The sequence below is a fragment of the Parapedobacter sp. GCM10030251 genome (assembly GCF_042666505.1).
Taxonomy (GTDB): domain Bacteria; phylum Bacteroidota; class Bacteroidia; order Sphingobacteriales; family Sphingobacteriaceae; genus Parapedobacter.
On record NZ_JBHTDN010000006.1, the window covers coordinates 215,226 to 237,114 of the forward strand.

Consider the following 21,889-nt stretch of genomic DNA (forward strand, 5'->3'; position numbering starts at 1 on the left):
TTTTCTCAATTTAATACTTAACCCCGCGCCATGATATTAGGCCTTCGCGATTTGCTTGGCATGTTTCTGGATTTTCCGTATTGCGGTTGCAATCTGCTCCATATTTTCCCGTGTTCCCAGCAACATGGTTTGGAAAAACCATAGCGACTGCTCGCTGGTCAATTTATCGTTTTGCGGACACTGATTGCGTTCTAACCATTCTTTCATGGTCTTTTCTCCATAAATACGCAAGTAATGTGGGTTTGATGCCAGCCCGGTGACGTATGCATCGCGGTTCATCTGGCCGTAGCCCGGACTGCATGGAATTCCCTCTGCACTGATCGCCTCTACAAATTTCTCGCGGCTGAGTCCGTTAAAGTGTTCTTTCAGGTATCGGAACATATACAAATGGTAGGCACTTTGTGTAGTCCCCGGATACCACTTCGCCGGTTCGATACCCGGAATGTCGGTCAATAGTTCGGTCAGGTATTTCGCGTTTTCGGACCTCGTTTTTGCTTGCTCTTGCAGGCGTGTCATCTGTGCTAACAACAAATTGCCCTGAAATTCAGTAAGCCGTAGGTTTGTCGCCCGTGTCCCCGTCCCCGTACCAAACGACGTACCGGTACCACCTTGCCCCTGGTTGTGGAAGGTATAACACGCACGTGCAAAATCCGCATCATTGGTCAAAATAGCTCCGCCTTCGGCACAATTCAGATTTTTCGACGATTGGAAACTGAACGCGCCAGCCAGTCCGAAATTGCCTACTTTTTTGCCTTTCCATTCTGCAAGGTGCGCCTGACAAGCATCCTCAACAAGGGGAATACCGGTCTTCTGGCCCAGTGCCAGGAATGCGTCGATATTAAAGGGCGTGCCACCGATATGCACGGGCATGATCGCTTTAGTCTGGGCGGTTACTGCGGCTTCTGCTTTTTTAGCGTCAATCTGGAATGTTTCGATATCCGTATCCACCAAAATGGGCAATGCGTAGTTAAGTACCACAACATTATAAGTTGCGATGAAGGTGTATACGGGAATTACCACCTCATCTCCCGGGCCGATCCCCAATGCGCCTAAGATTGTGGTTAACGCCGATGTTCCACTCGATACGCCCAAACAATGACCGGCCCCATTGAGGTTGGCGTATGCTTTTTCGAATTCGGCCGTCACGCGACCGTTCAAGCGGCCCCAATTTCCGCTTTTCAAAACGGAGATGAGCGCCTCCTCTTCGCGGTTATCGAACAATGGCCATGAACTAAAGCCACTGGTATAGGCCTTGCTACCGCCCAATATGGCAGGCTTGCCGTCCTGAACGTTGGCGAATGACCACTTGGGAAGACCTCCCAATGCTACACCTGCTCCTGCCATGGCTGCTGTCCCAATAAAATCTCGTCGATTGAATTTGTTCTTCATAACATTTATCTGTTGAATTAATTAATTTGCTGTGTCACTTGCGAACTGTAATTATAATAATTTCCCGGATTATTCGTGCGCGCGAACGCCCGGATATAGTTTATTTCTCCTGCAGCCAGCCCATCAATGGTATACTCCCGCTCGCCGGATTCCAAGTCCAGGGATTCCACCTGTTCTTCCTGAAATTTGCCTGCTCCGACGCTCAATATGTTCGGATTCTGATACGTGTTCCACGCCACACCGATCCGGGAAAGGGTCTGTGTATCGTTGACTTTTTCGTAGGCGACCTTGACAGTAGCTGATGTACCATTGACGGTAACCTCCGTTATCTTTAGCCGTACATGAGGTAATACTTCGATATCAATATCGGTATTACCCTTAATGGCCAATGCTACCCGATCAGGATTTACCAACGTGAATGGGCCTACTGCCGTATAGGTGTAATTACCCGGAAAAACCCGTGAATTTACGAATGTGCCATCGGGGAACGTTGTCAGATTCTGGGGCTGAGTATCGCTGTATTCAAACAACTGCACGATTGTACCACCGTTGATTCCCCCAGACTCAACCAGCTCTCCAGTACTTGCATCAACGATTCTGCCGGAAAGAGTCAAATCGGGCATTTTGTAGTTATCTAGCTCGCAACCCGCAGATGCGATCGCCGCAATCAGGCCGATAACGATTTGTTTTTGCTTATTCATTTTCATGCTTACCATCCTGGATTGTTTACAATTTGCCTGTTTGACGCGATATAACCGGCGAGATTGCTATAGTAATCGCGCTCCTGGAAAACCCGGGGCTGTCCATTATCTAAGGGAGCTCCTGTGACCTTCTTGAAAATATACTTGTAACCCGTTCCTGTGTATTTGAGGTACGGCCATAATCCCGAAACATACGTATTGCGGAAAATATCGGTACCGATCCGATAACGCTTGATATCCCAAAATCGCTTGTCTTCAAAAGCCAACTCAACCTTACGTTCGTTTCGGATGCGCTCACGGGTCAGCTCTGAGGGAGTAAGCGCCGGCATTCCGGCACGGTTGCGCACCAGGTTGATGGCATCCAACGATTCAGCCAGGTCAATACCAGCCTCAAACGATGCTTCGGCCAATGTAAGCAGTATTTCGGCATAACGGAAATCAATATAGTTCTGTGTCGAACGGGACTCCGGTACTATACCGCCGGCGGGGTCCAGGTATTTCTTTAGGTAAAACCCGGTCTTCCCAACATCTCCGAGCGTATATGGCCCGTCGCGCCCTACCTGCAGTGTACCCGGATCCTTCTCGAACGGTGCGTTTCGGGTTTGATAGAGCGTGCCATCCGTATCATATATTCCGCGATAAATCTGTACATTCCGGCCGATAAACGGAGTTTCCGACCGCATAATGGTCGCTGCGAAACGAGGGTCTTTCCCGGCGAACAGTTCATCTGGAGAATCGAACTCCTTTCCCTCATAATCTAGCTTACCCTCGGTGCCATCAACATATTCATACGATTCTGCCATGGCAAGTAGCGGAGCCTGCGCATTACCACAACATCCGGGCTTGAAGCCATCCGGGAGGTTGTACGTATCGTAACTATGGAGCTTATCGGCACTATAAGCTTTCTGAAAGATTACTTCCTGGTTGTTTTTCTGGAGGAATATCGCTTCGAAATTCGCAGCGGGATTGCCTGATTGGGTAACCGGGTCGTAAAGATCATCGAAAAGCGAAAACCTTCCGGTTTCCTTGATATACTTTGCCGCCTTATATGCCTCATTGAAATAGTCATCCGCTTTTTCCGAAGGTATACCCAGCAGACCGTTCAGTTGAACCGTCCCGAATTTGGCAATAGACCCTGCATAAAGCATCGCCCGTGCCTTCAGCGCCTGGGCAGCGGCCTTGGTGGCTCGGTTTGCATTGTTGGCATCCCAGCTTTCAGGAAGGTCTACGGTGGCGGCATCCAACTCACTCAGCAGGAATTCATATACTTCCTCTTCGGTATTTCTTGGCACAAAAAGCCCTTCAGGGTCATCCAGCGACTGCGCCGCCAAAATCAAGGGCATTCCGCCGTATTTTTTGACGAGATCAAAGTAATAGTACGCACGGATAAACCGGCACTCCGAAGTCACCACTTTCTTCTGCTCGTCGGATAATACGCTCGTCCCGATTTTTTCCAGGAACACATTTGCCCGACGTATCCATTCGTACATGGTCGTATTCAACGTAAGCGACTGGTTGCCGTAGTTATTGACAATCGTCACACCTGCATACGGGTGAGAAGCTTCGTCGGTCAGGTTGGATTCGAATACACTGCCGTTTCTCGCATGACCGATCGGAATGTTGTCATACAAGCTTACTAGGTAAAGATCAATCAGCGGAGCAGACATCCAAACCTCTTCGTCGGGTATACGGTCCAAAGGCCTTCTGTCCAAAACATCCTTGATGCAAGACGAAAGCAGAAGGGAGAGCAATAGGACTAATGTTTTTGTTTTCATTTCTGTAAGGAATTAAAAGGTCACGCTCACGCCGGCATTATAGGTTTTCTGCTGTGGATAGTAGGACAACCTCCCCGTCGGTGCTTCCGGATCGGTATACTCCATACCTGTGAAGGTCAACAGGTTATACCCACTGAGCGTAAACGCCATATCTTTCAGACCAATTTTAGAAAATGCCTTCGCGGTAAAACGATAGGTAATATTCAGTGACTTTAACCGTAGGTAAGAGGCATCCTGTAGCCAAAAAGAGGAAAGCATCTTATTATTCGGCGCGCCATCGTTGATGGTAGCCGGGTATTTCCCCGGAATCCACTCCGAGTTGGGATCGTTGATATCCGACAGGTGCCATCTATCCATGAAATATGCGTAGGTACTCATGTCGTTGGCAAACGGCTGGATCAGGTAATGCTCCTGATACATACTGAAGTTAGCCGAGCCCTGCCATAACATCGAGACCGATAGGTTTTTCCAGCTGCCCCCCATATTGATACCAAAATTGATCTCAGGATTGTACCCTCTTCCAATAGGCTGATAATCTTCAGTGTTAATGACACCATCGCCATTAAAATCATCGTATTTGATATCGCCCGGACGCAATGTCGAGTTGGTATAGCCGTCCTGGATCGGCGCACTTTTAATCTCATCGTAAGACTGGAACTGGCCAATCGCTTTCAGCCCGTTAAACCGGTTGGTATACCGGTTCTCTTCGTTATTGCGCCAATTGTGGTATTGGGAGTTGAACGCACCCTGCTCCACGTGGGTCATTTTTGCGCGGGTAAAGGAAACATTGCCTGAGATGTTGTAAGCAACATCGTTGATGCGGTTGTTATGTCCCAACGTGATCTCAAATCCCCGGACCAGATCTTCGTTCAAGTTTTCATCGGGTAATGCGGCACCAAAGGTGATTGGGATTTGAAGCGCCCGTTTGGCCAGGATGTTCTTGCGCCACCTGCTGAACACATCCACCTCCATGGTAAGCAATCCCCGCCAAAGACCAACATCCAGGCCGAGATTCAACATATTAATTTCTTCCCACGTGATATTTGGATTGGCGAGTCCGGCATCAACAAACCCGTTTGTAACCGCCGAGCCGCCAAGGATGTATGAACGCACTGGGTATGTATAACCGGTAATGAATTGAAAATTGCCGGTATTATCGTTACCCAACTGACCGTACGAAGCTCGCAACTTTAGGTTATCCACAACGGACGTATAACGGCTGAAAAACTGTTCATCCGAAATCCGCCAACCTGCCGAATATCCCGAAAAATACCCCCAACGATATTCCGGCGGAAACCGAGGGGACCCGTCGTAGCGAAAGCTGTATTCAAAGAGGTATTTATTCTTATAGTCATAATTGAATCTGCCAACAATACTTTGACGGCCATTGTCGCTCGCCGTTCCCCTGTTGGTCTGATCGCGTGTCGGACCAGCAAAAATTTGGTCTATTGGCACCACATAATTAATCCGTGTACCGCCCAGTGACGTGGATATATCTTCCATTTCTTCGTACAGTACCATCGCCCCCACGTTATGATTTTCCTGGAAACTCCTGCTGTAATTCAAGGATGCCTGAATACGGGATGCAACCATCTTACTATTGCTCAGGTCCAATGTATTGTTTTCCCTGGCACCGGTTTGCGTAGAGGTCTGGGTAGCCGGGTCCCAGGTATAAAGACCATATTTCTTCATCCATTGCTTGCGGTCTTCGAAATACAGATCCCTTACACCCGTTACCTTCGCGCTTAGCCCCGGAACAAAAGGTATTTGATAATCAATCGTCAAATTTCCCTGTATGGCATTTACTTGATTGCGGATGTAACCCGTCAAATCCCGGTCGAGGTAAGCAATCAATCCATAGTTGCTGTTCTGGATCTTTCCATCGGGTGTATACGGGTTGACGATCGGCCATTGATATTGCATCCAAGACGCCATCAGGTAAGCGTCCTGCACCAGATTATTGCGGTTCTCGGTGCGCGCGCCCAAATCGAGCGAAATACGCAATCCGTCGGTAATCTGCGCGTCCACGTTGGACCGGAAATTGTACTTTCGGTAATCTTGGTTACCCCCCTTCCACATGGCCATCTGGTCCGTTTGACCCAGTAAAAAGAAGTACTTAATGCGGTCACTTCCGCCACGCACCGTTGCGTTGTGTTGGATTTGGGGCGTATAATCGCGGACAAACAGGTCGTAATAGTCAACGTTGGGGTAGTTCAACGGATCACTTCCGTTACGGAATTTTTCAACCTCCTCCGGGGTGAATACAGGTGACCCTCCGGCGTTTACCGCTGCTTCGTTTTTCAGTATAGCAAATTCCTCCGAGGTAACAAAACGAGGGTAATTGGTTACATGTTGTAGCCCATAATTGAATGTATAATTAAACTCCGGCTTGCCCACCGTACCCTTTTTCGTTGTAACCAATACCACACCATTCCCTCCACTCACACCGTATACCGCCGTGGAAGCAGCATCTTTTAGTACCGTGATACTTTCGATTTCATTGGGATCTAGCCTCGAAAAATTCCGGCCCACGATACCGTCCACTACCACAAGAGCTGAACCAAATCCCCTGATATTGAAGCTGACGTCATCGTTACCTGGTTCCCCGCTACGTTGAACTGCCATTAGTCCCGGCAGGTTTCCAGCCATCAACGCACTCACGTTGGCAGCCGGAACAACGGATAGTTGCTTGGAATCCATGGTGGCTACCGCACCAGTCAGGTTCGCTTTCTTTTGCGTTCCATACCCCACCACGACAACCTCATCCAATGCATTTTGGGATTCAACCATAACAATGTCCAATCGCTCTTTGTTTTCCACAGCGACTTCCTGCGAAACAAATCCCATATAGGTAAACACAAGTGTATCTTGCTTCCCGGCTTCTATCACAAATTGACCTTGCTCATCAGTAAACGTACTTGTATTCTTATGCTTAAATCCCACAGAAACACCTTTCATCACCTCACCAGCTTCATTGAGCACTCGACCACTGATCCGATTTATGGGTTGCGCTGAACTAAAGTGAACATAGGCTAGCATCAACATCATCAACAGGCCGATTTTGATATATAGAGCCCCCATAATCCTCCAGGATTTAACTATCCTTTGTCTTTTCATAACATTTAGTGGATTAATAATTAACTGTTAGTAACTCAATAATTATGCGCATTTCAGAAGATCAATGCTTTAATTCACGCATAATAAACGCAAATATATAGTATCAAAAACGAAAATAACAAGCAAACTGCAATTTTTTATTTGAAAAAAGCAAAGAAAGCAACCCAACATAACTATTCAAGCAAAAAATCATTTAAAAACACGCAAATCACAACAGTTAAAAGGGCAAATAACGGTACCGAATAGACATCCTTTTAGTTTGCTGACGAGTTGCGTGTTCTGAATACTTTCAGTCACAATCAGATTCTTATCGCACTATATTCCCTTCTTTTGAATTTTGCTCCATGCAATTAAATAGGAATTATTCAGCCTCCAAAGGCCAAAAACCCCGGGGTTCAAATTTATACCGCCACAAATCACCGGATTCATCGATCGCCAATAGATCAGTTCCCGACGCCACCACAGACTCATACATATCCCACCCACTTCCCAATTGAACGCGTTGCTGCGGCATATTTGTTTCAGACATAGGAATCTGCCATAGTGTACCATCCGCTTCAATTCCCAATAGCGAAGAACCGTAAGCGAAAAGTTGCATATATCGGTTCCAGTCCGAAGCGATATCGCGGATATTCGCTCCGTCAAGGTCGCCCTGCTCGTTATACGGATAGGCAGTTGTTAAACCATCGGGTCTGACACCGATCAAAAAATGTTTGTACGGAAAAATCTTTTCAAAGATGTTCCAGCCCCATCCAATAGTTCGGCTGTTTCCAAACGCCCCATTACCATCAACTTGATATTGCACGACATCTGCAGCAATCCCCACCATCCGATTCGGCTCAAAATAAAAGATCTGGTTGAAAATCTGCCAACCTTCACCGATCTGTGTCGGACTGCCAAATATCCCCGCGTCGTCAGCAGTATACAGCTGCAACCTACCGTCCGCATTCCGTACAACCAGTTTGTTATCGACAAACGGAATCAACAGGTCCGGTTGGCCCCCTCCCAACGATAACACATTTTCTCTGGGTACTTCCCCCGGTCCAAAGGAGGCAATGACCTCAAAATATACCGTTTGGAGCGCTTCGTTGACCGGTGTGCCCTCCGCCTGTACCCGGATCGGCAACAAGTAGGGCTTAAAGGGTTCCAAATATCCTTTTGGCTTTATCACGACGTTGAAGAGCGGCGTTGAATTCTGTCCGGATTCAATCGCACCTACCGATTGCGGCATCTCATAACTCGCTTCCGGCAACTTCGCATAATTTGTTCCGTATTTCTCGTTGTATTCGTCGACCAAGTTCTCATTGGTGACGAATGACAGCGGAATTCGGTGCTCAGCTTTCTTCATCCCTCCGTAAAAAACATTGAATTTCAGCAGGAATTCATTTTCCGTCAAGGTCACCGCCGCCGAAAGCGGGCGATAATTTGCTTGAGGAATATACACCTTGCCAAACCCTTGCACGGTTGCCATATCTTCATCAATACGGACTTCTTCGCTACAGCCTGCCATGAACAGCAGCGACGCGATTATCATCCCAAAATTTGCATTTTTCTTCATTTTCAATGACGTTAACTGGTTTCTACAGCAAATTACCACCCAGGGTTCTGTACAATGCTTGGGTTTTTATCGATTTCGGATTGGGGTATGGGAAACAAATAGTGTGTGGGCGCCTGAAAGACACGCGTTTCAAAAACCGTCCGCTCGTAAAACGCATCGTCCTGCAGATGCGTACCTGCTGCGATATTCATTCCATGAAAGGCTCCACTTTCCGACTGTTGAGCAATTTTCCACCGATGGCAATCGAAGTATCTATGGGTCTCAAAGGCCAGTTCAATACGCCTTTCGTGTCTGATACGCTCGCGCATATGTGCTTGCGACAGTCCTGCAGGGAGCGGGGGCATGCCCGCCCGATCCCGGATGGCATTCACGTAACGATATACATCGGATACCGGGCCGTCCGCCTCATTCAGTGCCTCCGCATAGTTAAGGTAAAACTCACCCAACCGAAAGAAAATCCACGTCTTCAAGGAGTATTCGCCCCTCGATATGTTCACTGAAGGTTCCAAAAATTTCTTCAACAGGTAACCCGTTGTGTTGTAATCCCTGCCCGCGTTTCCCCTACCATCGGCACCGGTCTGCCAGAATTCGAGCCGTCTGCCACCAAAACTGGCTCCATTGAAATTGATCGTTGCATAAAACCGCGGATCCCGACCAACATACATATTACGGACCCCGGCCAGCCACCTGCCTGACGGATCATCCGATGCCGCATAACCTGATTCTTGGTACCCGGAGGCCTCATTAATAATTGGCGTGCCGTTACCCGAATAACCCGTTATCGGAGCCAAGCCATTGGCCATCTCGTAGGCGTCGATAATTCGTTGGGTTGGGTTCCAGCCGTTCCATCCTCCCAAACTCCCCGGGAACGCGCATCGTTCCATCCAGCCGTCACGACCGCTATTCCGCGCAAAAAGTACTTCTGCGTTATTATTGGTGATAAACAATTGCTGGTAATTGGCTACCGGATCATTACCGGCCGTTCGGAATAACTGGTATCCGGCTTCTTCACAACGGTCGATGCATTGTTTGCTTGCTTCCGCAGCGATCCGCCAACGTTCAGGCGAATAGGCTGCTGAAAACAAGGCCGTACCCTCGTTGTCGACAAATCCCGTATAATCTGGATTCCCATTCCAAAGTGGACTTGCATGGTAAAGCAGTACCCTCGCCTTCAAAGCCAATGCGGCCGCCGCGGTGGGGCGACCCAAGTGGCGGCTGTCAACTACGCGCATCGGAAGGCGCCGGATGGCCTCGTCACATTGGCTGACAACGAAGGACACACATCCATCCAACGGGCGGCGCTTGATTTGCAGGAAATCGTCATCTAAATTGGCGGCATAGTCCATAACTGGCACCGGGCCATAGATACGCATAAGGATGAAATGATAAAAGGCCCGTAGAAACATCGCTTCCCCGATCCACCTATCCTTATCCACTTGCGTGAATGAACCATCCAAGGGAGTCAATTCGATGTACTTAAGAAAGATATTTGCCTTGCGGATTCCTTCATACATGTTCTTCCAAATCTGTCCGGCTACGTTGAAGGCATTCCATGATCCGCGATTGATTAACTTGGCGAACTTTTCAGGCCAGGGCACATTCAATTCATCCGACGCGATAACAAACGGCTGTATCTCAGCCATATCAGTAAAGTAAATTTCATTCGGAATCCCTGCGTAGATATCGGTCAGGAACGCTTCGGCATAGCGCCGCTGTAAAAACGCTTCCTCAATGGTGATATCCTCTTCGGGCGCCTTATCCAAAAAGCCTTTTTGGCACGAGCTAATAAGCTGAGCAATTGTGATCAGCCCAAGCGCAATGAACTTCTTCATTTGTATAGTGGTTAGTGTGGTCAATTGAATTTGATTTGCAGTCCAAAATTGATTGATCGTTGCAGTGGATAACCGCCGGTACCGTCGTTTGATTCGGGATCGATAATCTTCACATGATCCCAGGTGTATAAGTTCATGCCATTAACAAACAATCGGAGCTCATTCAGGTGTAATCGGCGGGTCATCTGCTCAGGCACATTGAAACCGACTTCCGCGTTGCGAAGCCGTAAGTAATTGCCGTTGCGAAGCCAGATTGTCGAATTCAGGAAATTATTCGGGTTGTTGCCCCTGTCGATCGCTGGATAATGCGCGGCCGGCCGGTCGGGCGTCCAACGATTGTCGTAATATTCGCGGAGTACGTTGTTGACGCCCTCTCCGTCATAAAACGGCCAAATTGAGTAACCATTCAGAAAAATGCTTGATTGCGCCGCGCCGGTAAAGTACAGACTCACATCAAACCATTTGTACGCAACGGTGCCACCGAATCCGAAAGACATTTGCGGCAATCGGGGGTAACCAACCGGCACCTGATCGTACGAGTCTATTATTCCATCGCCATTTACATCACGATATTTGACATCACCGGGCCGGGTTACCGAAAAAATCTGACGGGGCCATGCTTTAATCTCCTCCTCGCTGGCAAATAAGCCTTCCGCGATATACATGTGATGCGTCCCCAGGGCCAGTCCCCTCGACGAGAGGTAGGGATACCGACGTTCCGGTTCATCGTTTTCGACGATTTCGTTTTTGGCAAACGTGAAATTCCCACGAAAGGTATACATCCATCCCGATGCTGTGGAATTACGAACTTCTAACAACGCGTCCATTCCCTTATTTTTCATCACGCCAATGTTGGCATAGGGAATGGACCACGGGAAAAAGCCCGCAACATCAGGAACCGTCGATCGGCGCATCAGTATCCCCGAACGATGCTCGTTGAAGGCATCCACCTGTAAGGTAACGCGATCATTCCACAGTCCCAGATCGATGCCCAAATTATTTTTCGTGGCCCGTTCCCAGGTTATCCGATCATTCCCGATCTGATTTTCCTCCATCCCGTAATACAACTGCTGATCCGGTCCGAACAAATAGGACTGCCCGGTGGTATTGATGGTATTCAGGAACAGAAAGCGCTGTCCAATCTGGTCGTTACCCACTTTTCCATGTGATCCCCTGATCTTCAAGTGATTGATTACCGATACATTCCAGAAATCTTCGTTGGAAATCACCCAGCCGGCAGAAAAAGCCGGGAAAAAGCCAAACCGTTTACCTTTCGGAAAATTTTCAGATCCGTTGTATCCGAAATTCACCTCTGCGAGATATCGGTCATCGAATGCATAAGTAAGCCTACCGGAGACCCCCTGTTTTCGAAACGGAAGGTTCAATATCGAACTGCCAGCGGTAAGGTCCACATAGTCTCGTTGGTTGTAAAGCAGCATAGCTGTCAGGTAATGCGCATCAAACTGCCGCTCATAATTAACCTGACCTTCCATGTAAATCGCCCGATTACCCGCATTGCTAATTCCATAGCCCAACGGCTTTTCTTCCCGGTACGGTGCACTATAGAGATCTTCGCCGGTATCCGGATCTTTGCCTAAATAGCGCTTTACTTCAAACTCTTTCGCCCGCACATTGCTCGTGAGCGCATAACGGTCATAAGAAAAAAGGCCGCGCACCGACAATCCCTCGGTGATGAGCGAAGAGAGATCCCACCGCCCGCCGAATGTCGCCTGCAACGTGGTATGGTCTTGTGTAGAATACCCCGATTGAGTGGCCAGTCCCCATGGATTCCCCCCTACATATGTAGAAGCGCCGCCCGGTGTACCATCCGGATTGAGCACGGGATAGGCAATTGGGGAGATAATACGCAACATGTCGAATATCTGGCCAGCAGATGCCCCGGGGTAATTTCCGTTCTGAATAATACCGCCTATCCCGAGCTGCATGGTTAGCGTTTTGGATAGGTTGACGTCGACATTGCTCCTGAAATTATATCGCTTGATATTGGCATTGGTGTTGTATTTATTCGCTGGGTCCTGTTTATAAATACCATTCTGCACCGTATATCCTACGTTTGTATAATACTTGATTATTTCGGATCCACCCGTGACGCTTAGATTGCTGATTGTCTGCCAGGTCTCTTTATTCAACACGGTTGCGGCCCAATCCGAATTGGGATATAAATACGGGTCCGTCTGTTCAAAAAACTTATTGAGTTCTTCATCAGACCAACGAGGAGGCAAACCCTGATAATTCCTTGCTTCATTCATGAGCAGCGCATATTCACCTCCATTAATGTAATTGGGCAATCGCAATGCAGTCAACGACGCAGCCTCGCTTCTGAACATAATGGTCGGCTTCCCAACCGTTCCCCGTTTTGTGTTGATTAATATGACACCATTGGCGCCCCGGACGCCATAGACTGCGGTCGCAGATGCGTCTTTCAGAATCGTAAAGCTTTCGATTTCCTGCGCATTGATCTGATTCATGTTTCGTTCCACACCATCAATTAATACCAACGGCGCGTTGTTTCCGAATGTAGACAACCCCCTGATAAAAACCTGTGCGGCATCTGCGCCCGGTTCACCACTGGATTGGCGGGTAATGATACCCGGCATCTTACCCGCAATCGCGTTCGAAAGCGAGGGCGTGGACGTCTTTTCCATCTCGCGAATGGAAAGAGTGGATTGCGCGCCTGTGAATGTTATTTTCCGCTGAGTGCCATAACCGACTACGGCAATTTCGTCCATCATACTCTCGGAAGCCACCATAATCACGTTAAACACAATACGATTGTCTACAGGAATTTCCTGCGATGCGTAACCAATATGAGTAAAATGCAACGTGTCATTCGACGAAACAACGATTGAAAACTGTCCTTCATCGTCGGTTGCGACCTCAACCTGTGAACGATGCTTAACCGCCACAGATACACCCGAAATAGCCTGGCCACTGTCGTCGGTTACCCGACCCGAGACTTGCTTTCCCTCTTGGGCTGACGACAGCATAGCAATCATCAGGAACATAGTTACTCCCGCGAGGTGTAAAAGGGTCGGCCGTATCATGCGAGACCAAATACAAACTGCCGCGTATACTCTCTTCATAAAATGATAATTTGGTTAATGCTTACTTTTGCCGTATCATACAAACCGGCATTATTCCGACAAACATAACCGATATATAAGATATTTGCAATATTTATTCCGATTTTTTAGACATAAAACCGCAAAAAATCAAAAATGTATAAAATAAGCATACATTTACTCACTATCTCATTTCACACACAAAAATTACCCTATATTTGCAGTATCCAACACGGATATATGTGCGATAAAACCGCAAACTATACCATCAATAAACGAGCAATGAACAGCCATATCCCCAACATTAAGCTTTTTTTTGCGGCCACATGGACATGTTTAAGCAGCATTTCCCTGTCATTTGCCGATATTCGCCTACCACATCTTTTGGGAAACAACATGGTTCTCCAGCGAGATACTCAGGTAAAATTTTGGGGCTGGGCTGATCCCGGCGAACGGGTTCGTGTAACTACCTCATGGAACGGAAAAACCGATAGCATAATCGCTTCGGATGATGGCCGCTGGGAACTTCGGATGGCCACACCCCGTGCTGGTGGCCCTTACGCGATCTTATTCCGCGGCAAAAACACCATTGAATTGACGAATGTCTTAATTGGGGAAGTATGGATTTGTTCTGGACAATCCAATATGGCCATGAATGGCACATCGGGTCTGACAGACATCCAACAGGAACTGCCTCGCGCTGATCGCAACGACATTCGCTTTTTCAAAATACCCCGGACAAGTACCTCCGATCGTCAGGATGATTGCCAAGCAAACTGGACTGTCTGCGACAGCGTCACCCTGAACACCTTCAGTGCCGTTGGCTATTTTTTTGGCAAACGTCTCGCCGACACATTGGGAGTTCCGATTGGCCTGATTGAAGCGGCTTGGGGAGGAACATCAGCAGAAGTGTGGACACCTGCCCATGCAATTTCCAAGAGTCCCCTGCTTAAGAACAACGCGGAAAAAATAACACCAAGCGACCACTGGCCAACCAAACCAGGGTTGGCCTTTAATGGCATGATCGCTCCCTTAACGCCGTTCAAAATTGCGGGAACAATCTGGTATCAAGGGGAAAACAACGTTGGTCCATATTCGTCTGACTATGACAGTCTATTGACCACATTAATCCATACTTGGCGAAGTGAGTGGCAGCACGACTTTCCGTTTTACTTGGTACAAATTGCTCCTTACCGCTATCCCGTGCCCCTTTCGGCAGCGTTACTACGCGAAGCGCAAACCAACGTACTTTCGTTGCCGAATACCGCGATGGTACTGACAACTGACCTAGTTGCCGACACCACCGACGTACACCCTACCAACAAAAAAGATGTCGGTATGCGTTTGGCGAACGTCGCCCTCGCGCAACACTACGGTCTTCGGCAAATCACACACCAACATCCGATATATAAGCACGTGTCCATTGATCAGGATAGCATTTTTGTGGCCTTTGACCACGCGGAAAACGGACTCGACATCGTCAACCCAAGCGAGCATCATTTCCTTATTGCGGGAAAAGATCGCGTATTCCACAAAGCCCAGGTAAAGGTTCGGGGTAACGTGTTGGTTTTCTGGAATGCCGGAATCAAAAACCCGGTAGCCGTCCGCTATGGTTTCGATAACACCGCTACTGCATCCCTTTTCAACAAGGCGGGTATGCCGGCAATTCCGTTCCGAACGGACCGTTGGCCCGTGGATCGTCAATGATCGGCGGTAGTTGGCCCCAATACGGTCAATAGTCCCTGCTTATCGATTTTCATCTCGTCAATAAACACCACCCGTTCATCGCCCGTCTTCTCGGTACGGCCGTGATACACACAAAGCATCCGGCCATCCGGCAAGAACACGACACTGTTGTGCCCCGTGCCGGACACGTGCCCGCCTGTTGCGGTGTTCTTTTCCAGAACGGGGTTATTGGCAGCCTTGGTATACGGACCCAACGGATGTTTTGCCGTCGCATAGCCCACGGCGTAATTCTCGCCGGCAAAGTGATTGGCGGAATACATCATGTAGTAGGTATCACCCCGTTTGAACGTAAAAGAACCCTCGGTCCAACGGCGGTTCACCTCGCGACTGGTTACCGAGCGGCTTTCCCACTCTGCTTGGACATCATCCAGCTTAACCGGCGGCCGCAGCAACAGCCGTGGCTCACCGATTGTACCCGAAAAATCCGGTTTCAACTCGACGCCGTACACCCAACTTTCCTCGATTTCGTCAAACCAGCCCTGCTGCTTCGCCCAGTCGGCCACCTCGCTTTTCACGGCGTGCTTATAACAACAGCGGGAATAGTAAAGGTATACCCGGCCATCGTCGGCAAAATACACATTGGCATCGATGATCGGGTATCCAGGATCGAAGATGGGCCGGTTTTGCAGGTCGATAAAAGGTCCAGTGGGTTTATCCGCCACGGCCACACCAATACGGAAGTTCTCCAATTCCTTACCCGGATTATCTTTCCATTGTGCACTATAGAATAGATAAAACTTACCGTTCCGTGCATACACTTCAGGCGCCCAATACGCTCCACCCCATGCCGCGGTGGAATCGCTCCAGCCATTTTCGTTATCGGCATAATACACCTGGCCTTCGCTCCTCCAGTCCACTAAATCACTGGAAGAGTAGACTGCAAAACCGTTCTTGGCACCTCCCCCGGTACCATACATATAATAGCGCTCCGTCGCATCGTCATAGATAACGTACGGATCGCCAAAGGCGACGTCCAGCGGGTTGTTAAAAGACTTGCCTATTTCCTGCGCATAGATTAAAAGCGGCAAGGCAAATGTTAAAAGGACAGCAATTGCAGTTGGCTTATTCATCAGTTTATTTTGTCGTTTTTGTCAATTCTTTAACGTAATGGAGTAAGATATGGAAAGCCGGCGCAGCCATGGCGCCATGGTCAAAACCGTCCAACTCATAGAGGTGTACATCGGGATGTCCGGCAACCTTCATCATGCGGTAAAAGTATGCGTTTTCCTCGTATCTGCCGAGCATCTCCAATTCACGATCGCCCGTAATCAGTACCAGAGGAGGCGCGTCCTTCCGCACATGATATAACGGCGCCAATTCATCTACAATGGGTTGCGTATCTTTTATTCCACGCTCTGCTCGAACCGTCATGTGCGTGATCGCATGGCCACTGAAGTCGATAATCCCAGCCAGTCGGTCGGCATCCTCGCCATACGTATGCAGCCAGGATTTATCGAGCCCCACCATGGCAACCAAATAGCCTCCAGCCGAATGACCGGAGATCAAGATCTTATTGGGATCCCCACCATACTCCTCAATGTGCTTAAACGTCCAAGCTATGGCCGCCGCTGCATCATCGATATATACCGGCGACTTCACTTTCGGGCTTAGCCGGTAATTAACCGCGACGACCGCAATGCCCTTGTCCTTCAACTCCTCGGGAATAAACTTCTCGCCACCGGTGATTCCGCCGCCATGGAACCAGACCACCGTTGGGAAGTCTTCCCTATTTTCGGGATAATAAATATCCAAAACACACCGTTCTTTGGCATAGACATCGCTATTATTTCCCGATCTATACCCTATGTTTTCGATGAGCCGATAGGTTACGGGATTAGCGGCTTGCTGCGCATATGCGGTAGACAAAAATGCGATTACGCCGATTACGCACAAGCCCACCATCAACTGGTAACGTCTTTTTCCTATTGAAACCATTTAGAATTTTTTTACCGGCAACTTTTTGATGCCCGAGTCGCTAAAGTACGTAATACCGGTGAAAACCGGAAACGATCCCGGCACATACAGTTGCCACACCCCCCACCAGCGCTTTGGATTCGCAAAAGCAACCTAGTGACGCGGACCGCAGGGAGCGTTACAGTTGCGTTGCGAATCCAAAGCGCCCCCACACTATTCCCTGCGCGGACTTTGCGGTCGCGAAGGCACCGGAGCAGGATGCCGTGCAAGAATGGCTTGAAGCATCGCCCGCACTTCCGGCTGTTCCTCGGCGATGTTCTTTACCTCCACAGGCCCGTATTGATAATCATACAATTCATATTCAGCCGTCTCTGTGGTATCACCGATTTTTTTCCATTCTACCAGCCGATAACGATCTGTACGGATCGCCCTTCCAAGGCGGCCACCCCGCGGAAAACAATGGTAAGCATGATCCCGTATCCGAGCCTCCGGATCCCTAAGCACAGGCACCATGCTCAGGCCATCAAACGGTTGCGGAAGTTCGGGAGTCGGCAAGCCCGCAAGTTCAACCAACGTTGGGTAGATATCAACCGTTTCGGCAAGCTGCGCCGTATGCGTACCCGGTTGCGCCACACCCGGCGCGGAGATGATCAACGGGATGTGATTTGCCAGTTCATAGTTGACATGCTTGGTCCACATGCCCATCTCGCCGAGTAGATAGCCGTGGTCGCCCCAGAGCACCACAATCGTATTTTCGTCGAGTCCCGAAGCGGCCAATTCATCCAGGACCTTGCCGATTTGGGCATCTACGTAGCTCACACCTGCGTAATAACCATGTATCAATTTACGGGTTAGGCTATCCGGAAAGGGCTCGTCGGTAACGTTTGTCGGAATCGGAACATACTGGTCAATTTCAGTACCGTACTTTACTGCATAAGGTGGTGCGCCCTTCGGCCGAACCGTCCGCTGGGGCAAGGGCAACCGATCTTCGTCATACAAGTCCCAGTACTTTTTGGGCACCGAAAACGGAAGGTGCGGTCGGGCGAATCCGACGGCCAGGAAAAATGGCTTGTCGGAGTTCGATTTCAGGTCACGCAACCGCTCAACCGCCCGCTGTGCAACACGGCCATCCGCGTACGCATCGTCGGCAACATCGGGCGACTCCCAAGCAAGGCCACGAGGAAGTCCCTGGGCAGGCTGGTTTGAAAACAAGGCTTCCTCACGCGTGAACCCCTCTTTCTTACTTTCGGGATCTACGTACTCAATCACCAGATCCTTGTGATGAGGCACGCTCCAAGAAGCCTCGTCGGCATAAGTGTTGTGACCAATGTGAAACACCTTACCCATGGATTCTGTATGATAGCCATGCCGTTTAAAATACTGGGGTAAAGTCACTGCGTCCGGATAATAGTCGCGGAAATTTTGCCCAAAACCATAAATCCCCGACGAGGTAGACCTGCTACCCAATAGCAAATTGAACCGCGATGGTGCACATACCGCCTGGTTTGAATAAGCCCTATCAAAACGCATACCCTTTGCAGCAAGCCGGTCGATATGCGGCGTCAGAGCAGTCACATCCCCATACGCACCCAGGGCAGGTCGCAGGTCGTCCACCAGAATTAATAACACATTGGGCTTATCCGGCTTGTCTGCCGTGGCGCATGACGCAGCTGCCACCAATAGAACAAGGCCAATCACACATTGCACGGTTGGCTTCACATTCCTTCCTTTAATACTTAATAGGTTCATGTTCTGTATTTCGTCTAAACTATGCCGCTATTTACCGTTCAATATCCGTCTTTCTGCTCCAATGAAGGGTCCTGCACCGAAGGCACAAACTTATCTAAACAGCATTATTCAATCGTTTTGCGATCCAACACCTTCCATTCTTTCGGTGCTTTGAAATTTTCACGCCCCGTTTCATACGAAGGCACGGAAACCTGAGACGGTATGGCATCATAAACCTGTGTTACTTGCCGCAACATTTGGCGATAAACCGACGGAAATTGCGTCTTCAAGTCTTTCTTTTCATACGGATCCATCTGTATATCAAAAAGCATATCTTCTTGAATTTCCATGCGTGAATTGCCGGATCCAGCCTTTACTAATTTCCAGCGATTCTCCGTGATCAGTGTACCGTATCCCAGGTAGAACTCCCTCGGTATCGTTGCTCGGCTACCACTTAATACCGGCCAAATGCTGATCCCATCCAGTGGTTTAATTAAGTCTGTGGACAAGCCCAGCACATCACGAATGGTAGGCACCACATCGATATAGCCGGTAACTTGATTGCTAATGCGACCGCCGGCAAATCCTGCAGGCCATTTGACAATTGCGGGAGCCCTAACCCCGCCCTCCCACTCTGTGAACTTAGCGCCACGGAGTTCACCGCTGGACCCACCATACCCAGGAGCTGCCCCGTTATCACTAAAAAAGAGCACCAATGTCTGTTCCGAAATACCTGCTTCTTTGAGCGCAGACAAGATTTCGCCAATGCCGCGATCCATAGCAGTCACCATTGCTGAATATGTTTGGCGCTTGGTATTCCCTCTCCCTGCCAATTCTTGTTTGCCACTTCCGTAAAGCGGTTTGTCATTCTCATATCCGTACAACCGGAGATCATCTTCCTTCGCCTGCAAAGGACTATGGGGCGCATTATATGCGACGTAGATAAAGAACGGTGAGGATTCTTTCGCATATTGCCGTATACTGGCGACTGCCTCGTTCGTAATCAGATCCGTGGCATACCCTTCGTCGTAACACGTTTCTTCATTCCGATGCCAATCCAATTCGCCCTCGCGCATGTGCGTAAAGTAGTCTATGGCTCCATTATAGTGACCGTAAAAACGGGTAAACCCTCGCTGTAAAGGCAAATAAGCACGCTTTGAATGCCCCAAATGCCACTTCCCGAATGCGGCCCGGTGTACATACCCTGCTTCAGCCAGCATATCCGATAAGAAGACTTCCGTCGTATCTACACCAAATTCGCTCCAGGGCGGTATGACGGTCTGACGTAAACCGAACCGGTTTGGATACCTACCTGTCAGTAGTCCCGCACGTGTAGGCGAACAAATCGGCGCTGTATAGAAATGATTCAGTACCACGCCATCCTTCGCCAAACGGTCAATACAAGGTGTTTTGATATCTCCGCCGTTGTAACCCACGTCGCCCCATCCTAAGTCGTCTGCCAAGATAATTACGATGTTAGGCTTTTCCATGGATTGGGCGGCGCCAAGCAGGAATCCACCAAATACCGCGCAGCATGCCATGGTTAATTTAGCGAACACATTCATTGCTGTCATTTTCTAGAACACATAAGGAGCTATCGGCCCTTTTCCTTTATCAGGGTTTTTATTCGGAGCGGCTAAATCCTCCGGACCGGTTTCATGATCTTCCTGTGCTTCCCTTGCCATTTTCATTTGCGTGCGGAAGCGGTCCAGCATATTAGCACACTTAGGATCAGCGGCCAGATTTATCTGTTCCCAGGGATCAGCAACGACATCATAAAGCTCTTCTGTCGGCCGATTATGGTATCTCCACAGCACGGCAGCGGCGTGCGGATCGCGGAACGACTCTACACGCCATGACGGCCAATATTCCCGTCCCCCGTCGTGATCTGTGGCCCGGTCCATATGCGTGGTGTAGGGGATATCCGGTGCCAGGTTTAAAATGTACTTAAACCGATCGGTACGTAGCATGCGCATGGGCGAACGATTCATCAAGCGATCTCCCGTGTGGGACGCAAAAACCGTGTCTCGATGTTTTACGCTTGGATCCTTCAATACCGACAGAAAGCTTTGGCCATCGATCCCTTGGGGAGACGTGCCATTGGCTATCTCCACCATGGTTGGTAAGATATCCACCTGGGATACCAGCGCATCCGTCCGGCTTCCCGCCTTGACGTGTCCGGGCCACCGTACCATAAACGGCACCTGAATACCGTAATCGTATAAACCCCATTTCCCGAATGCCCATTGCGGTCCCTGATCTGCGGTAAACATCAAGATGGAATTAGCCGCCATTCCATGCTTTTCCAGCAAATCCATCAACCCACCTAAATTCTCATCCATCTTGGTGACGTCGGTGTAATACCTCGCGCGGGCTTTCCGCGTGTCGTCTGTGTCGATGTGCATCGGTGGGATATCCACTTCGGCCGGTTCATAGGTCGGCTTTTCCGGCCAGATTACATGCGGACTATGGTCTGCCACGATTAATACGAACGGCTTGCCCGGCTTCTGTGCGCTAAGCCATTCGTCAACCGGAGCCAAAATCAAGTCATAATGCAACCCCGGAGTGTTTTCAAAGCCCGGTTCAGGGGCATTCGTCCCAGCGATACGCTCGAAAGGGAACACATCCTGCGGACCGACATGGAGCTTACCTGCAATTGCCACACGATAGCCCAGCGCCGAAAGCTGCTGCACCACGGAAGACACACCTGGCCTGACCCCCGAATGGTTGCCGTGTGCTCCATGCCGCATCGGATACATCGCGGTAAACAGCGAACTGCGAGATGGCCCACAGGTTGGCGAGGCGGCGAACGCCCGATCAAACACCAAGGATTCGTGAGCCAGTTTATCCAGGTGAGGGGTGCGAACAATGCGATTTCCATATGGCCCAATATCCCGGACCGCCAGGTCGTCCCCGATAAAGATGACCATATTGGGAAGTGAGGAACCCTGTTGCCCATTAGCAACGGCCAACCAACAGGTAAATCCCAGCAAAAGTGCCAGCTTGTTCATCCGAAAATAACTACGCATTACTGTTTGATTTATTG

At 49.3% G+C, this 21,889-nt stretch carries 13 protein-coding genes; 1 reads left to right on the forward strand and 12 read right to left on the reverse strand.

Annotated elements, in window-relative coordinates; all coding sequences use genetic code 11:
* Window positions 1-36: 36 nt before the first annotated feature.
* The 7 genes from ACFQRK_RS17225 to ACFQRK_RS17255 form a co-directional block, all read right to left on the reverse strand.
* Complete coding sequence (locus tag ACFQRK_RS17225) at window positions 37-1,389, reverse strand: aminotransferase class I/II-fold pyridoxal phosphate-dependent enzyme (RefSeq protein ID WP_379008921.1); 1,353 nt, start codon at window positions 1,387-1,389, stop codon at window positions 37-39.
* A gap of 17 nt (window positions 1,390-1,406) precedes the next feature.
* On the reverse strand, window positions 1,407-2,090 hold the full coding sequence (locus ACFQRK_RS17230) for a DUF3823 domain-containing protein (RefSeq protein WP_379008923.1): 684 nt from the start codon (window positions 2,088-2,090) through the stop codon (window positions 1,407-1,409).
* Between the two features lie 8 nt (window positions 2,091-2,098).
* Window positions 2,099-3,865, reverse strand: coding sequence for a RagB/SusD family nutrient uptake outer membrane protein (locus tag ACFQRK_RS17235; protein ID WP_379008925.1), 1,767 nt, complete (start codon window positions 3,863-3,865; stop codon window positions 2,099-2,101).
* Window positions 3,866-3,877: 12 nt separating this feature from the next.
* Entirely contained in the window at window positions 3,878-6,946 is a 3,069-nt protein-coding gene (locus tag ACFQRK_RS17240; protein WP_379008927.1) for a SusC/RagA family TonB-linked outer membrane protein, read from the reverse strand.
* A 397-nt stretch (window positions 6,947-7,343) separates the two neighbouring features.
* A complete protein-coding gene (locus ACFQRK_RS17245; protein ID WP_379008928.1) occupies window positions 7,344-8,540 on the reverse strand; it encodes a DUF1735 domain-containing protein in 1,197 nt (398 codons plus the stop codon).
* A gap of 32 nt (window positions 8,541-8,572) precedes the next feature.
* Window positions 8,573-10,372: a RagB/SusD family nutrient uptake outer membrane protein gene (locus ACFQRK_RS17250; protein ID WP_379008930.1), complete on the reverse strand. Its 1,800-nt coding sequence runs from the start codon at window positions 10,370-10,372 to the stop codon at window positions 8,573-8,575.
* Between the two features lie 20 nt (window positions 10,373-10,392).
* Complete coding sequence (locus ACFQRK_RS17255) at window positions 10,393-13,476, reverse strand: SusC/RagA family TonB-linked outer membrane protein (protein WP_379008931.1); 3,084 nt, start codon at window positions 13,474-13,476, stop codon at window positions 10,393-10,395.
* Window positions 13,477-13,695: 219 nt separating this feature from the next.
* Between ACFQRK_RS17255 and ACFQRK_RS17260 the strand changes: the two genes are divergently transcribed.
* Window positions 13,696-15,162, forward strand: a complete 1,467-nt coding sequence (locus ACFQRK_RS17260) for a sialate O-acetylesterase (RefSeq protein ID WP_379008933.1) — start codon at window positions 13,696-13,698, stop codon at window positions 15,160-15,162.
* Here the strand turns inward: ACFQRK_RS17260 and ACFQRK_RS17265 are convergent.
* The 5 genes from ACFQRK_RS17265 to ACFQRK_RS17285 form a co-directional block, all read right to left on the reverse strand.
* On the reverse strand, window positions 15,156-16,271 hold the full coding sequence (locus tag ACFQRK_RS17265; protein ID WP_379008934.1) for a glycoside hydrolase family 43 protein: 1,116 nt from the start codon (window positions 16,269-16,271) through the stop codon (window positions 15,156-15,158). The genes ACFQRK_RS17260 and ACFQRK_RS17265 overlap by 7 nt on opposite strands.
* Before the next feature lie 4 nt (window positions 16,272-16,275).
* Window positions 16,276-17,136 (reverse strand): alpha/beta hydrolase, encoded by an 861-nt coding sequence (locus ACFQRK_RS17270; RefSeq protein WP_379008935.1) that lies wholly within the window; start codon window positions 17,134-17,136, stop codon window positions 16,276-16,278.
* A 192-nt stretch (window positions 17,137-17,328) separates the two neighbouring features.
* Window positions 17,329-18,864: a sulfatase gene (locus tag ACFQRK_RS17275; RefSeq protein WP_379008937.1), complete on the reverse strand. Its 1,536-nt coding sequence runs from the start codon at window positions 18,862-18,864 to the stop codon at window positions 17,329-17,331.
* A 104-nt stretch (window positions 18,865-18,968) separates the two neighbouring features.
* The gene (locus tag ACFQRK_RS17280; protein WP_379008938.1) at window positions 18,969-20,417 is read right to left on the reverse strand and encodes an arylsulfatase; all 1,449 of its coding nucleotides are present in this window, start codon (window positions 20,415-20,417) and stop codon (window positions 18,969-18,971) included.
* Between the two features lie 3 nt (window positions 20,418-20,420).
* Complete coding sequence (locus ACFQRK_RS17285; protein WP_379008940.1) at window positions 20,421-21,872, reverse strand: sulfatase; 1,452 nt, start codon at window positions 21,870-21,872, stop codon at window positions 20,421-20,423.
* Between the last annotated feature and the right edge of the window lie 17 nt (window positions 21,873-21,889).